This is a genomic window from Microbacterium sp. Ld4 (assembly GCF_045066555.1).
In the GTDB taxonomy this organism is placed as follows: Bacteria; Actinomycetota; Actinomycetes; order Actinomycetales; family Microbacteriaceae; genus Microbacterium.
This window is the reverse complement of record NZ_JBISHE010000013.1, coordinates 614,361-629,142: the sequence shown is the minus strand read 5'-3', so window position 1 is coordinate 629,142 and position 14,782 is coordinate 614,361. Positions and strand designations below refer to the sequence as shown.

General features: G+C 71.2%; 14 protein-coding genes. 7 read left to right on the top strand and 7 right to left on the bottom strand.

Annotation, left to right across the window (positions count from 1 at the left end):
• Positions 1-27 precede the first annotated feature (27 nt).
• A complete protein-coding gene (locus ACJJV7_RS13675) occupies positions 28-1,470 on the top strand; it encodes a TrkH family potassium uptake protein (protein WP_405373871.1) in 1,443 nt (480 codons plus the stop codon).
• Complete coding sequence (locus ACJJV7_RS13670; protein WP_405373873.1) at positions 1,463-2,134, top strand: potassium channel family protein; 672 nt, start codon at positions 1,463-1,465, stop codon at positions 2,132-2,134. The genes ACJJV7_RS13675 and ACJJV7_RS13670 overlap by 8 nt, the downstream gene beginning before the upstream one ends.
• 4 nt (positions 2,135-2,138) lie before the next feature.
• Here the strand turns inward: ACJJV7_RS13670 and ACJJV7_RS13665 are convergent, their stop codons facing one another.
• A complete protein-coding gene (locus tag ACJJV7_RS13665) occupies positions 2,139-2,636 on the bottom strand; it encodes a MarR family winged helix-turn-helix transcriptional regulator (protein WP_405373875.1) in 498 nt (165 codons plus the stop codon).
• 58 nt (positions 2,637-2,694) lie between these two features.
• Between ACJJV7_RS13665 and ACJJV7_RS13660 the strand changes: the two genes are divergently transcribed.
• Complete coding sequence (locus ACJJV7_RS13660; protein ID WP_405373877.1) at positions 2,695-3,942, top strand: MFS transporter; 1,248 nt, start codon at positions 2,695-2,697, stop codon at positions 3,940-3,942.
• A gap of 25 nt (positions 3,943-3,967) precedes the next feature.
• Here the strand turns inward: ACJJV7_RS13660 and proC are convergent, their stop codons facing one another.
• A complete protein-coding gene (gene proC / locus ACJJV7_RS13655; protein ID WP_405373879.1) occupies positions 3,968-4,804 on the bottom strand; it encodes a pyrroline-5-carboxylate reductase in 837 nt (278 codons plus the stop codon).
• 69 nt (positions 4,805-4,873) lie between these two features.
• Here proC and ACJJV7_RS13650 point away from each other — a divergent pair, with 69 nt between their 5' ends.
• Positions 4,874-5,986 carry an alpha/beta fold hydrolase gene (locus ACJJV7_RS13650; RefSeq protein WP_405373881.1) on the top strand — a complete coding sequence of 371 codons (1,113 nt, stop codon included), beginning with the start codon at positions 4,874-4,876 and terminating at the stop codon, positions 5,984-5,986.
• A 65-nt stretch (positions 5,987-6,051) separates the two neighbouring features.
• On the opposite strand, the gene tadA is transcribed toward ACJJV7_RS13650, so the two are convergent.
• On the bottom strand, positions 6,052-6,483 hold the full coding sequence (gene tadA / locus ACJJV7_RS13645; protein WP_405374917.1) for a tRNA adenosine(34) deaminase TadA: 432 nt from the start codon (positions 6,481-6,483) through the stop codon (positions 6,052-6,054).
• 67 nt (positions 6,484-6,550) lie between these two features.
• Here tadA and upp point away from each other — a divergent pair, with 67 nt between their 5' ends.
• Positions 6,551-7,183: a uracil phosphoribosyltransferase gene (upp, locus tag ACJJV7_RS13640; RefSeq protein ID WP_405373883.1), complete on the top strand. Its 633-nt coding sequence runs from the start codon at positions 6,551-6,553 to the stop codon at positions 7,181-7,183.
• Here upp and ACJJV7_RS13635 read toward each other — a convergent pair.
• The gene (locus ACJJV7_RS13635) at positions 7,168-10,671 is read right to left on the bottom strand and encodes a TM0106 family RecB-like putative nuclease (RefSeq protein ID WP_405373884.1); all 3,504 of its coding nucleotides are present in this window, start codon (positions 10,669-10,671) and stop codon (positions 7,168-7,170) included. The two genes, upp and ACJJV7_RS13635, sit on opposite strands and share 16 nt — an antisense overlap.
• A gap of 80 nt (positions 10,672-10,751) precedes the next feature.
• Between ACJJV7_RS13635 and ACJJV7_RS13630 the strand changes: the two genes are divergently transcribed.
• Positions 10,752-12,839 (top strand): NAD(+) synthase, encoded by a 2,088-nt coding sequence (locus tag ACJJV7_RS13630; protein ID WP_405373885.1) that lies wholly within the window; start codon positions 10,752-10,754, stop codon positions 12,837-12,839.
• 4 nt (positions 12,840-12,843) lie between these two features.
• Here ACJJV7_RS13630 and ACJJV7_RS13625 read toward each other — a convergent pair whose 3' ends face one another.
• The gene (locus tag ACJJV7_RS13625; RefSeq protein WP_405373887.1) at positions 12,844-13,440 is read right to left on the bottom strand and encodes a hypothetical protein; all 597 of its coding nucleotides are present in this window, start codon (positions 13,438-13,440) and stop codon (positions 12,844-12,846) included.
• 93 nt (positions 13,441-13,533) lie between these two features.
• Here ACJJV7_RS13625 and ACJJV7_RS13620 point away from each other — a divergent pair, with 93 nt between their 5' ends.
• Positions 13,534-14,091, top strand: coding sequence for a nucleosidase (locus tag ACJJV7_RS13620; protein ID WP_405373889.1), 558 nt, complete (start codon positions 13,534-13,536; stop codon positions 14,089-14,091).
• A 33-nt stretch (positions 14,092-14,124) separates the two neighbouring features.
• Here ACJJV7_RS13620 and ACJJV7_RS13615 read toward each other — a convergent pair whose 3' ends face one another.
• Both ACJJV7_RS13615 and ACJJV7_RS13610 read right to left on the bottom strand, forming a co-directional pair.
• Complete coding sequence (locus tag ACJJV7_RS13615) at positions 14,125-14,304, bottom strand: hypothetical protein (RefSeq protein WP_405373891.1); 180 nt, start codon at positions 14,302-14,304, stop codon at positions 14,125-14,127.
• 44 nt (positions 14,305-14,348) lie between these two features.
• Complete coding sequence (locus ACJJV7_RS13610; protein WP_405373893.1) at positions 14,349-14,759, bottom strand: hypothetical protein; 411 nt, start codon at positions 14,757-14,759, stop codon at positions 14,349-14,351.
• Between the last annotated feature and the right edge of the window lie 23 nt (positions 14,760-14,782).

Genomic DNA, 14,782 nt, shown 5'->3' with positions numbered 1-14,782 from the left:
CCGATCCGAACGAGGAAGGGGCGCGAGATGACGGGCTCGACCGTCGCCGAGCGCGCTCCGCGCAGCGGCCCCGCCTGGTATCACCGGTTCTTCCACGGGCTCAAAGATCTGGCGACGGCATCGCCGTCCCGGTTCGCTGTTCTGATCTTCTCTGCGCTGATCCTCGTGTTCACCGCGCTGTTCTCCCTTCCGATCGCCGCATCGTCGGGACAGGCGACGCCCCTGGCCGATGCCCTCTTCACGGCCGTGTCGACGATCTGCGTCACGGGCCTGTCGACGGTCGACATGAGCACGCACTGGTCGCCCTTCGGTCACGTCCTCGTCTACATCGGCGTCAACGTCGGCGCGATGGGCGTCCTGACGCTCGCGTCGATCCTCGGCCTCGTCATCTCCAAGCGGCTCGGCCTCCGTGCCAAGCTTCTCGCGGCGGGCGACAGCAACCCGATGCGCGCGCACGGCGGTCCGGTGAACGAGGGCCAGACCGTGCGGCTGGGTGAGGTAGGCGCCCTTCTCTCGACGGTCGCCCTGTCGACGCTCGTGATCGAGGCGGTTCTCGCCGTCCTCCTCTACCCGGCTCTGATCGCCAGCGGCGTCGACCCGCTGACCGCCCTGTGGGAGGCGCCGTACTACTCGGCGATGGCCTTCACGAACACCGGCTTCACGCCCAACGCCGAGGGACTCCTCCCCTTCGCCCAGAACTACTTCCTCCTCACCGTCCTGATGGCGGGCGTCTTCCTCGGATCGATCGGCTTCCCCGTCATCTTCGCCCTGTGGCGACACCGCTGGCATCTGCGCCGGTGGACTCTGCACGCCAAGCTCACGGTCATCACGACGGTCGTCCTGTTCTTCTTCGGCGCCGTGGCCTTCCTCGTCCTCGAGTACGGCAACCCGCGCACCTTCGGAACCCTCGACGCCTGGGACACCACCTTCCAGGCGTTCTTCCTGTCGGCGATGACGCGTTCGGGCGGCTTCTCCGTCGTCGATATCGGGGAGCTGCACGAGTCGTCGATGGTCGTCGGGTCGATGCTGATGTTCGTCGGCGGCGGCTCCGCCTCGACGGCGGGCGGCATCAAGGTCACGACCCTCGCCGTGCTCGCCCTCGCCGTGTGGTCCGAGGCGAAGGGGCGCCCCAGCGTGTCCGCGTTCGGGCGACGGATCCCGAGCGACGTCCAGCGCGTCGCGCTCTCCGTCGTCGCCTGGGGGGCCACGATCGTCGCCCTCTCCACGATCGCGATCGCCCACCTGACCAAGGCGCCGCTCGACGAGGTGCTCTTCGACGTCGTCTCGGCCTTCGCGACGGTCGGCCTCTCGACGGGCCTCACCCAGGAGCTTCCCGACCCCGCGGTCTACGTCATGGCGGCCACGATGTTCATGGGGCGCGTTGGTACAGTGACTCTCGCCGCGGCCGTAGCCGCGACCAACCGGTCGCAGCACTACTCGCTGCCTGTCGAAAGGCCCATCGTTGGTTGAGCAACTGCGCAACGACGCCCCCGTGCTCGTGATCGGCCTTGGGCGCTTCGGCGCCGCCTGCGCCGGCGAGCTCGACCGCCTCGACCGTGACGTCCTGGCGATCGACGGGAGCCTCGACCTCGTCCAGAAGTGGTCGGAGCGTGTCACCCACACGGTGCAGGCCGACGCCCGCAACATCGATGCTCTCAAGCAGATCGGCGCACAGGACTTCCAGGTCGCCGTCGTCGCCGTCGGGTCCTCGATCGAGGCATCCGTCCTCATCACCGCGAATCTCGTCGACCTCAAGGTTCCGCAGATCTGGGCCAAGGCGGTCTCGCAGTCGCACGGCAAGATCCTCGCCCGCGTGGGCGCCAACCACGTGATCTACCCCGAGCGCGAGGCAGGTGAGCGCGTCGCCCACCTCGTGAGCGGCCGGATGCTCGACTTCATCCGCTTCGACGACGACTTCGCGCTCGCGAAGATGTACCCGCCCCGCTTCATCCGCGGCGTGGGCCTCAACGAATCCGGCGTCCGCTCGAAGTACCACGTCACCGTGGTCGGCGTGAAGAGTCCCGGCAAGCCGTTCCGCTACGCGGAGGCGAACACCGTCGTCACGAACCACGACCTGATCATCGTCTCGGGTACCAACAGCGACATCGAGCGGTTCGCGTCGCTCGACCGCTGAGCTCTCACGCTCCGCGCTGTGCGTTGCCCATCAGCCGCGACAGCAGCCGCGCGAGATCGTCGCGATCCTGAGCCGAGAAGCCGTCCAGCAGCCGCTCGTCCTGGGCGATGCACCGCGGCAGTTCGCGTTCGACCAGCGCGCGTCCCTCGTCTGTGAGCGACAGCTGCACGACCCTCCCATCCCGCTCGAGGCGATCGCGGCGGACGAGACCGGCGCCCTCCAGCCGGGCGGTGAGCTTGGTGGTGGCGGCACCGCTGAGCATCGTCTCCGCCGACACGTCGCTCGCGCGGAGCGGGCGATCCGTCCGCGCCAGGGCGCACAGGACGTCGAACTCCGAGCGGGTCACCCCGCTGTCGCTGAGAACCCGCTCGATCTGAGCGGTCGCGACGGCGCTCGTCCGGTGGAGCCGCCCCCACACCGCGATGGGCGACGTGTCCACCTCCGGCATCGCAGACGCCCATGCTCGCCGGATGCGATCGACGAAGTCCTCGGGTTCGGTCATGATCCCAGATTAGTACACCGATGCTTTACAGGTGAAACACTGGTGTATCATGGCAGGAATGACCGCGACAGCACCCCGCACCGAGACATCCGCCGTCACCCCGAGCCTCCGCTCTGCACCTCCCGCCGTCTGGGCGATCGCCTTCGCGGCGATGGTGGCGTTCATGGGAATCGGCCTCGTCGGCCCGATCCTCCCGACGGTCGCGGCGGAGCTGCACGCGACCCCGGTGCAGACATCGCTGCTCTTCACGAGCTATCTGACGGTCACGGCGGCAGCGATGTTCTTCACCAGCTGGCTCTCGACCCGCATCGGTTCACGCGCCGTCATGATCCTCGGCCTGGCCGTCATCGCGGTGGCGGCGATCGGATGCGCCCTCTCCCCCGACGTCGCCGCGCTGATCGCCTGGCGAGCGGTCTGGGGCCTCGGGAACGCGCTGTTCCTCTCCACGGCCCTCGCCTCGATCGTCTCGGCCTCGGGCGGCCGCAACGAGCAGGCCGTCATCCTCTACGAGGCGGCGCTCGGCATCGGCCTCGCCATCGGACCGCTCGTCGGCGGCCTCCTCGGTCAGATCGGCTGGTTCGCCCCGTTCTGGGGCACCGCGTCGCTGTTCGCCGTCGGAGTCGTCGCGCTGCTGACCCTGGTGCGCGACCCCGGGCACGCCCCCGCGCGCAGCACCGTCGCGGCGCCGTTCCGGGCTCTCCGCGACCCGGGCCTGCTCGCGATCAGCGTGGTCGCCTTCCTGTACAACGCGGGCTTCTTCATCACCCTCTCCTACACGCCGTACGCGCTCGAGCTCCCCGCGATCGGCATCGGTCTCGTCATGATGGGCTTCGGCGTGGGGCTCGCGATCGCGGGGGTGCTGATCGCGCCGCGACTGACCCGTCGGTTCTCCGTCACCTCGGTGCTGTTCGCCTTCCTCGTGGCGTTCGCGCTCACGCACGCCGCCGCGGCCGCGAGCGTGGGAAACCGGCCCCTCCTGGTCGTGGTGGTCGTGCTCCTCGGCATCGAGATCGGCGCCGTGAACACGATCCTCACCGAAGCCGCCATGGCTGCCACGTCGCTCCCGCGCGCCGTCGCGAGCTCCGCCTACTCGGGGCTCCGGTTCTTCGGCGGCGCGCTCGGCGCTCCCGCCGGCACCGCGCTGGCCGCAGTCGGCGCCGGGGCACCCTTCGCCCTCGCCGCAGGTGGAGCCGCCGCCGCAGCGGCGCTCCTGGCGGCGGCGCACCGCATCGTCGGCCGCGCCGACCACCGGCTCGCCCCGACCGAGCGCGAGGCGGCCGAAGCGCTCACCCTCGGCGACCTCTGACCCGTCACCGTGCGCTGCGTGGCGGTCAGGCGCCGACGGCGAGCTCCCGGGCGCGGGCGAGAGCGGCATCCGTCGCCTGCGAGAAGAGTCCGTCGAGGTTGGCGGTCTGCAGCACGCCGATCGCCCGTTCGGTCGTTCCCTTGGGGCTGGTCACACGGTGTCGCAGGTCGGCCGGGTCATCGCCCGAGGCCTCGAGCAGGGCGGTCGCGCCGATGAACGTCTGCTCCGCCATCAGCCGCGCATCTGCTTCGTCGAAGCCCTTGCCCCGCGCCGCCTCGGTGAGGGCCTCGACCAGGAGGAACACGTAGGCCGGTCCCGATCCGGAGATCGTCGAGAGGGCGTCGATCTTGTCCTCCGGCACCTCGATGACGACGCCGCACGTCTCGAAGACGCGGCGCACGAGCGCGACGTCGTCGTCCGACGCTGTCGACCCCGCTGCGAGGCCCGTGACGGCCTTGCCCACCACGGCGGGCGTGTTCGGCATGGAGCGGATGACCGGGACGCCGGCGCCGACGATCGCCTCGAACGTCGCCACGGTCACTCCGGCCGCGAGGCTGACGACGATCGTGCCGGGACGCAGCGACCCTTCGATCTCCCGCAGGAGGTCGGGCACCATGCCGGGCTTCACGCCGATGAGGACGATGTCGGATGCCGCTGCGGCATCCGTGTTCGCCGACGGCTCGTCAGCGAGCGCAAGGCTCGTCACACCGGGCAGACCGCGGAGTTCGGCGGCCTTCGCGGCGGAGCGGTTGGTCACCGTGATCGACGAGGCCTCACCGGAACGGGCAATGCCCTGGGCGATCGCACCGCCCATCGATCCAGCTCCGAGAATGGCGACGGACGGAAGGGCGTGGTGCGTCATGACCCCATCCTGTCACCCGTGCCCCCCGACCACTGGGACGCTCAGGGACACCGGCCTATCATCGGGGGCATGACTCTCCTCGACGGAATCACGTCCCGGCTCATCGACACGGACCGCCTGAGCGTCACCCTCCTCGAGCGCGCAGGCGACGACGACGCCACGAGCGCCGAGCAGACGCTCGTGCTCCTGCACGGCAACGTCTCGTCGAGCCTCATCTGGCAGGAACTCATGCAGGATCTGCCCGCCGAGCTGCGCGTCATCGCGCTCGATCTGCGCGGCTTCGGCGGCACCGAGCACATGCCGGTCGACGCGTCCCGCGGTGTGCGCGACTTCAGCGACGACGTCCACGCGGCGCTGACCCATCTCGGACTCGGCGCCGTGCACCTGGTCGGGTGGGACCTGGGTGGAGCCGTCGCGATGCAGTACGCCCTCGACCACTCGGTGCTGTCCCTCACCCTCGAGGCGCCGATCTCGCCCTACGGCCTGGGCGGCACCCGCCGCGACGGATCGCGGCTCACGGACGACGACGCCGGGTGCGGCGCCGGGGCCGCCGGCGACGACTTCGTCCGCCGCCTGAGCGAGCGCGACACCAGCGATGCCGCGCCGACCTCGCCGCGGAGCGTCTTCCGCGACGCGTACGTGGCCGAGGGGTACACATCCGAGCACGAAGACATCTGGGTCGAGGCGATGCTCTCCACCTCGACCGCGAGCGGAAACTACCCCGGCGACGCCGTGCCGAGCCCGCACTGGCCGGGCTTCGCCGCCGGCCGCAACGGGGTGCTGAACGCGCTCGCACCGGGGCGCTTCGATGCCTCGGGCATCGTGTCGCTCGCCGAGAAGCCCCCGATCCTCTGGGTGCACGGCGACGCCGACGTGGTCGTCTCGGACGCCTCGTTCAGCGACGTCAACCATCTCGGCTCGCTCGGCATCGCGCCCGACTGGCCCGGCGCCGATGTCGCCCCCGCGCAGCCGATGGTGACGCAGACGCGCGATGTGATGCAGGCCTATGTCGACGCCGGCGGCGTGGTCAGCGAGCTCGCCCTCAACGGGGTCGGTCACACGCCGCACCTCGAGCGGCCCGCCGAGTTCCGCCGCGCACTGCTGGAGCTGATCGGCTACATCGGCCGGCCCGCCGATCCGGCGCCGCCCACCGAGGCGATCATTTTGAGCTCCTGGGACTGACGCGGAGCCCGTGCGTCAGCGGCGCGACGGGCTGAGCGCCACGACCGGGTGCGACGCGCCTGAGCTCAGCGGCGCGCTTCGAAGAAAGCCCGCAGGCGCCCCGCCGCCTCGTCGGCGCGGAGTCCGGCGACGACCTCGGCGCGATGCGGGAGCCGGCGATCGCGGAGCAGGTCGTGCACCGACCCGGCGGCGCCGGCCTTCTCGTCCCACGCTCCGAAGACCACCCGGCCGACGCGCGCCTGCAGGATCGCCCCGGCGCACATCACGCAGGGCTCCAGCGTCACCACGAGGGTGCACTCGGTGAGGTTCCATGAACCGAGAGCGGATGCCGCGGCGCGCAGCGCGATGATCTCGGCGTGGGCGAGGGGGTCGCCGTCACGCTCGCGGAGGTTCCGGCCTTCGCCGACGACGGCGCCGTCCGAGCCCGTGACGACCGCTCCGACCGGCACATCGCCGTGGCCGCTCGCCTCATCGGCGAGGGTGAGGGCCCGCTGCATCGCGGCATCATCGACGTCGCGGACGGGCAGGCTCACGCGCCCAGCGTAGCCCCGGTACCCTGGACGCATGCGTGTGCATGTCGCCGACCACCCTCTCATCACTCACAAGCTGACCGTGCTGCGCGATGTGCGCACCACCTCGCCGGTGTTCCGTCAGCTGACCGAGGAGCTGATGACTCTCCTGGCCTACGAAGCGACCCGCAATGTGCGCGTCGAGGAGTTCGAGATCCAGACCCCGGTCACCACGACCCTCGGCGTCAAGATCAGCGAGCCCCGGCCCCTTGTCGTGCCGATCCTCCGCGCCGGCCTCGGCATGCTCGAGGGCATGGTCAAGCTGCTCCCGACCGCGGAGGTCGGGTTCCTCGGCATGGCCCGCAACGAGGAGACCTTCGAGCCGTACACCTACGCCGAGCGTCTTCCCGACGACCTCAGCGACCGCCAGTGCTTCGTACTCGACCCCATGCTCGCGACCGGCGGCTCGCTCGGCGCGGCGATCGACTTCCTCTTCGCCCGCGGAGCGCAGGACGTCACGGCCGTCTGCATCCTCGCCGCCCCGGAGGGCCTCGCCGCGATCGAGAAGCAGGTCGGCGACCGCGATGTGACCCTCGTGCTGGGCGCGCTCGACGAGCGCCTGAACGAGAAGGGCTACATCGTGCCCGGTCTCGGCGATGCGGGAGACCGTCTCTACGGAACGGTCTGAGGCTCCACGCCCACCAGCCGGGCGAACGCACTCAGCCGTGTGACGCCGTCGGGCGTCCGCGGCAGGTCGTCGAGCAGCCCCGTGCTGTAGACGACGTACGCCGTGTGCATGGCACGCGATACCGCGACGTTCAGGCGGTTCTGCAGCAGCAGGAATTCGAGCCCGCGCGGAGCGTCGCGCCCTGACGACGCCGCGAGGGAGACGATCACGACGGCCGCCTCCTGGCCCTGGAACCGGTCGACCGTTCCGACCGGCACGTCGGCGAAACCGGCCGCGACGAGGGCCTCCTCGACCATCACCTGCTGCGCGTTGTACGGCGTCACGACGATGATGTCGCTTCCCTCGAGGGGCCGTTCGCCGTCACCGTCCTGCCATGAGCGCCCGCGGAGCCCACGGACGAGATCGACGACGGCATCCGCCTCCTCGGGCGACTGGGTGGCGTTACGGGTGTGCGTGAGCGCGACCGGCACGACCCCGGGTGCGACACCCTCGAGCGACCGGGCCGCCGTCTCGGGGTGGGCTTCGAGTTTGCCCTCGTAGGACAGCTGGGACACCGGCTCGGCGACCTCGGGCCGCATCCGGCGCGTTCGTGCCAGGAAGTAGCCGCGGTCGGGCGGGATGACCGCGGCGCCGTCCATGACCCACCCGAGCGCCGATGTGTCGACGGGCTCGGGATGCGTGCCCTGGCTCACCTGGGGCAACTGCTGCGGATCGCCGAGCAGCAGCATCCGCCGCGCGGCGACGGAGACCGCGATCGTCGAGGCGAGCGAGAACTGCCCGGCCTCGTCGATGACGAGGAGGTCGAGCGATCGGCGCGCGATGCGACCGGCGTGGGTGAGGTCCCACGCCGTGCCGCCGACGACGAATCCGGCCGGCTGCGCGTCGATGTACGCGGCCATGCCGTTCTTGGCGATGACGGTGAAGGGCGCCTCCGCCCCCGGTGCTTTGGGCGCCTTGGCGACCTGCTCGCGCGGCACGCCGGCCGCGACGATGCGATCGAGCATGTGCTCGACCACGTTGTGCGACTGAGCGACGACGCCCACGCGGAAGCCACGCTCGCGGACGAGCTGCGCCACGACGTGCGAGCCGACGTGCGTCTTGCCCGTCCCGGGAGGGCCCTGCACGGCCAGGTAGCCGTCGCCCAGTGCCGCGAGCGCCTTCGCGATGTCGGCGATGTCGTCGCCGGTGCGCGGCAGGTCGGCGCCCGAGACGGCCCCGGCGATGCGAGGCGGCCGGCGAAGGAGCAGGTCGCTCGCCGGGTCGTGCGGAAGCCCGTCGCCGGCGTCCAGCACCGCATCGGCCCACTCGTCGATCGCGGCCTGCTGGCTGCCGGCACGCGGCGGCGCCTGCGGGGTGAGCGCGACGGGGAGCTCCTGCCAGGTGAAGCCCTGGAAGGCGGTCTCCTCGAGGACGACGCCGTCCTCGAGGGTCTCGACGATGGAGACCGACCGCGCGGCGTGGATCCAGCGAGGACTCGTGTCGATGGGGAACGGCGCCGGGAGCTCGTACACGGCGTAAGGGCTCTGCCCGACGGTGAGGCGGGTGCCGGGGGCGAGCTCACCGCGGATCTCGACGATGCGACGGTCGGAGCGGCCGCCCTCGGGGCGGTGCCAGTCGGTGACGACCCGGCAGCGGTCACGGTCGACCACGATCACGTCGCGGGTGTCCTCCCAGACCGACACGGGCTCGCGGAGGCGCAGGAAGTGCGTCGACCAGAACGTCTTCGCCTCCCGCGGGTAGTAGTCGATCGCCGCGGCGCCGAGGCGCAGGGCGGCGGCCGTCGGCTCATCGGCCGCCTCGCCGGCACGCCGGGCCAGCAGCTCCGCCCGCGGGGACGGCTCGTAGACCGTCTCGCCCGCGTCTGGCTCCCGGGCGGGCACCAGCTGCGCGTCGCGCGCCCGGTCGACCAGCCAGTCACGCAGCCGGCGCGTGGAGACGCAGTCGTAGCGGTTGTAGTCGGCGAGATCATCGAAGATGGCCTGCGCCGCGGCGGCGTCGCCCGAGCTCTGGGTCGCCCGCGCCTCGACGTAGCGGACGATCGAGTCGTCGCCGCGCTGCACATCACTCGTGCGCACCTCGGTGCCCATGTAGAGCGGCTCGAGCTTTTTGATGGAGTAGGAGCGCGAGCCGACGCGCAGCGCGCGACGCACGATCGGGTACAGGTCGACGAAGACGCCGTCTCGCAGCAGCCGGTCGACGTCGGCCTCGCGAACGCCGTGGCGCGCCGCCATCGCGAGCAGGTGCGTCGGCTCGTAGGGGGCGTAGTGGTAGATGTGCATCGCGGGATGCGCCTGGCGGTGGAGCGCGATGATGTCGAGGAACTGCTCCAGGGCCGCCTTCTCCTCGGCGAACGAGTGCGCCCAGAGCGCCGTGTATTGCTCGCGGATGTCGACCCAGCCGAACAGGTAGTCGATGCCCCACTGATTCGCGGGGCCTTCGGTGTAGAGCGGATCGCCCTCGAAGTCGAAGAACAGGTCGCCGAGATCGGGGCGCGGCAGACCGCCGAGCGCCTTCGGGAACACGACGTCGAACGTGGGGATCGCCGGGCCCGCACCGGGGACGGATGCCGCGTCGTCGACGCCGCCCGCGGGGCTCTCGATCTGCAGTCGCGCCTGCGTGCGGAGGCCGGTGAAGGTGTCCCACGACATGCGGGGCGGCGCCTCGCGCGCCGCGGCGAGCGCATCGATCGTCAGGGCGCCCGCGGCGCGGAGCCGGTCGCGCTGGACGGGCCGCATGCCGGCCACGAGCAGCAGGTCGCGGTGGGCGACGACCTCGAGATCGCACGTCGCGCAGCGACCGCACGCGACGACCCGCAGGTGGCCGCGCTCGTCGCCCCAGGCGAGCTCGGGGCCTGCGGCGCCCGCGGCGACATCACGGTCGGCGATCAGGGCGCGGAGGCGGCCCCGGCGGAGGACGAAGACGGGCATGAGGTCTCGGACGGCGTGCTCCGAGACGGTGCCGTCGCCGAGGAGGAGCTGCACGACCGGTGAGCGGGGGACGCCGAGTCGGTCGAGCTGGTCGACGTAGGCGGCGAGCTGCATGAGGGCGGTGACGCGGGCGTGGCGTGCCAGTTTGGTGTCCTGGACGATCCATCGCCCAGCGGCATCCCGCACCAGGAAGTCGGCGAATCCGACGAACTCGTCGGTCGCGAAAGCCGCCTGGTAGACGACGGCGGCGTCGGGGTCGGCGAGGGCGGCGGCTGTGGCCTCGACGGCTGCGGCGAGGGCGACGGCATCCGACGACCGCGCCGCCTCGATCTCGATGACCCGGCCGGGATGATCGCGACGGTAGTCCTCGAGCACGCGGAGCTCGTGCTGCGTGCCGAGGCGCGCAGCCCGCTCGAGGGTGAGGTTCTCGGGGTCGTCGACCGGGGCGACGCGACCGATCTTGGCGTCGATCGCGCGCAGCCACGCGAACTCGCATTCGGCCGCCGCCTTGAGGTCGCTCGCGCTCCACACGATCCGGCCGCCGTCTTCGATGTATCGCATGATCCCTTTCCGCTTTAGACCCTAACCGCCGCCTCCGACACCCCTCCCGTCGGGGCGGGGCCACCTGACAGACTGGACGGGTGAACGAAGAACTGCCCTTCGAGAACCCCTACCGCCACGGGTACGCCCGCGTCGCCGCCTGCACGATCCCGGTGGCGGTCGCCGACCCGGTCACGAACGCCGACGCCGTGCTCGAGAGTGCACGCGCATGCTCGGAGGAGGGCGTTGCGGTCGCCGTCTTCCCCGAGCTCTGCCTCTCGGGCTATGCGATCGAAGACCTCGTGATGCAGGATCCGCTCCTGGATGCCGTCGAGGAGCAGCTGACGCGGATCGCCCGCGCGTCGGCCGACCTCACGCCGATGCTGGTCGTCGGCGCCCCGCTCCGACACGGCAACCGGCTCTACAACTGCGCCGTGGTGATCCACGGCGGTGCCGTGCTCGGCGTGGTGCCGAAGTCGTACCTCCCCACCTACCGGGAGTTCTACGAGCACCGCTGGTACGCCCGCGGCGACGACACCCGCGGCCACTGGTTCGACCGCGGCGAACTGTCGGCGCCGTTCGGTCCCGACCTCCTCTTCGACGCCGTCGACGTGCCGGGCCTCGTCGTCCACGCCGAGGTGTGCGAGGACTTCTGGGTGCCCGTGCCGCCGTCCTCCGACGCGGCCCTGGCCGGGGCGACCGTGCTCCTGAACCTGTCGAGCAGCCCGATCACGATCGGGCGCGCCGAGGACCGCACCCTGCTGACCCGGTCGCAGTCGTTCCGCTGCCTCGCCGCGTACGTCTACGCGGCGGCGGGCCAGGGCGAGTCGACCAACGACGTGTCGTGGGACGGGCAGACGATGATCTACGAGGGGGGCAGCTTCCTCGCCGAGACCGAGCGCTTCCCCGATGGCCCGCGGCGTTCGGTGGCCGACGTCGACCTCGACCGCCTCCGGCAGGACCGCATCCGTCAGGGCACCTTCGACGACAACCGCCGGACGCAGGGGCTCGGCGTCGGCGCCGCGGACTCCGCCTTCCGGGTGATCCCGTTCACGGTCGCGCCCCCGGCATCCGTCTCGGGCCTCCGCCGCCCCCTCGACCGCTTCCCGTTCGTGCCCGACGACCCCGCTCGGCTCGACCTCGACTGCTACGAGGCCTTCAACATCCAGGTGTCGGGCCTCGAGCAGCGGATGCGCGCGATCGGCGACCCGAAACCCGTGATCGGCGTCTCGGGCGGCCTCGACTCGACGCACGCCCTGCTCGTCGTCGCCCGGGCGATGGACCGCATGGGCCGGCCGCGGAGCGACATCCTGGCCTACACGATGCCCGGATTCGCGACGAGCGACGGCACCAAGTCGAACGCGATCGCCCTCGCGGAGGCCATCGGCGCGACCATCGAGACGATCGACATCCGGCCCATGGCCACCGAGCTGCTCAGCGGGATCCGGCATCCGTTCGCCTCGGGCGAGCCCGTCTACGACGTCACGTTCGAGAACGTGCAGGCCGGTGCGCGCACCGACTTCCTCTTCCGCCTCGCGAACCGGCACGGCGGCATCGTGATCGGCACGTCCGACCTCTCCGAGCTCGCCCTCGGGTGGGCGACCTACGGCGTCGGCGACCACATGAGCCACTACGCCGTGAACGTCGGCGTGCCCAAGACCCTCATCCAGCACCTCATCCGCTGGGTCATCGCGCACAGCGACGAGTCGGGGACGACCCTGACCGAGGAGGCGAAGGTCATCTTGCAGGCCGTCCTCGACACCGAGATCAGCCCCGAGCTGGTGCCGGCGGGAGACGACGGCAAGGTGCAGTCGACCGAGGCCTCGATCGGCCCTTACGCCCTGCACGACTTCACCCTGTTCCACGTGCTGCGATACGGGTTCCGCCCCTCGAAGATCGCCTTCCTCGCCGAGCAGGCCTGGAGTGATCGGGATGCCGGGTCGTGGCCGGCAGGATTCCCCGAGGAGGGCCGCTACGCGTACGACCGCGAGACGATCGTCCGCTGGCTGCGCGTGTTCGTGAGCCGGTACTTCGGCTTCGCGCAGTTCAAGCGGAGCGCGATCCCGAACGGCCCCAAGGTGACCGCAGCGGGCTCGCTGTCACCGCGGGGCGACTGGCGCGCACCGTCGGACGGCAACGCCCGCGCGTGGCTTGCCGAGCTCGACGCGGCGCTCGGAACCGCAGACTGACCCGTCAGGGCCGCGCAGGCTCCGCCGGAACGTGGTGCGCGAGCGTGATCAGCCAGGCGTCTCGCGAGAGATCGGTGAGGCCGTAGATCGCGGATCGGTCGGGCAGCCATCCGGTCGCCCGGCCGGTGCCGAGCTTCACCCGTTCGGGCACGACGCGCGTTCCGCGGCCGTCGGCCTCGAGGACCGCCTGGACGTGCGTCCAGTGGTCGAGGAGGTCCGACACGTTCTGCTCGTCGAAGAGATGGCTGTGTCGGCGCATGATCGCCAGGTCGCGGTCGTCGGGGTGCGCGTCGCGCAGGTCGAGCCCGATCCGGACGGTGGCGTCGCAGACGGCCACGACCGTCGCAGCGCGGTAACTCGCCGTCGCGATCGTCAGCGGCAGGTCCGCTCCCCCGTGGGAGGCGATCAGCCGGCGGTGATATCCGAACCCGCGGGGCTCCTCGCGGTCGACGCGGATGTCCTTCGGGTCGGCGCCGAGACGGGTCGAGACGATCTCGCGGGCGAGCAGGCGTCGCCGGTCGTGGGGAGTCGTCGCGGGGTCCCACCCGAGTCGCACGGTGATGCCCTCAGGGGCGTCGAGCTGCACTGACGAGAACGACATGGTCACTCCTCCAGCGGGGTTCGGACCGCGAGACCATTCTGCCCGAGCCCCTCCGGCGCCGCCGGGCGAGCGGCCGGGTGAAAGGATGGGGAGGTGAAACTGCTTGTCGCCGCACTCGAATCCGAACTCGTCGCCTTCCCCGCTGATCTCCCCGGTTTCGACCGGCTGGTCACGGGCCCGGGAAAGCTGCAGGCGACGTACGCCCTCACCCGCGCGCTCGACGCAGCAGCGTACGACGAGATCGTCGTGGTCGGCACCGCGGGCGCGGTCGACGAGACCACTGTCGGCGTCCACGATGTCACCGCGGCTCTCCAGCACGACGTCTCGGATGTCGACGGCATCGCCGGCCAGCACGTGTCCCTTCCGCCGCTGCTGACGATCGCCGGCCGCGAGGGCACGACGATCGCGACCGGAGACCACTTCGTCGACGACGCCGACACGGTGAGCACCATCCGCGAGCTCGGCGGCGTGCTCGTCGACATGGAGGCGTACGCCTACATCTGGGTGGCGCAGCAGTTCGGCGTGCCGATCCGGATCCTCAAGGCCGTCTCCGACAACGCGCAGGACGACGCCATCACCGACTGGCGCGACACCGTCGCCGCCTGCAGCACGCAGCTGCGCGCGCACGTCGCGGAGCTCTACGGGGTCTGACCTCGGAGCTCCGGCTGAGGCAGGGCCGCGACGTCAGGCGTCGCGGCGGCGGAAGACCCAGCGCAGCAGCGCGAACACGACGAGCGCGACCACGGCGACGAGGACGAGCTTGACGAAGAAGACGGCGAGCTTCAGAACGACGTCGACGATGACCCAGGCGATCACGACCGCGACGATGACACCGAGGATCGTCCAGAGCAGGCGCGTATTCATACCCTCAGCCTACGGATGCCACGGGGCAGCGCCCGCATCGGCGGTCAGTTCGAGGCCGCCGAGACGACCGAGGCGGGCGTCACGGGCGTCGCCGGGCTGGCCGGAGTCGCCGGGCTGACAGGAGTCACCGGAGTTGCGGGGGTCGCCGCGGACGGCGGGGTGACCGGGGTCACGACGCTCGGCTGGGCGGCATCCGGGATCGTGTCGTCGGCGCCGATCGGGGTCGGCGACGGCGCGGAGACCACGGTGACCGACTGCCCGTCGACCCGGAGCTGCACGGTGGGCCGCTCGAGCAGCGAGCCGTTCTTGCCGGTGAGCTGGCCACCGGGGATGGTCGTTCCGTCGGCCGAGCGGAGGTCCATGGCGGATGCCGCTGCCGTCGCCGCACCGGCGAGCACGCCCAGCCCGATGACTCCGGTCACTCCGTAGGCGACCCACGTGGTCTTCTTCGACATGATCTCTCCTCAAGGTCGGTGGC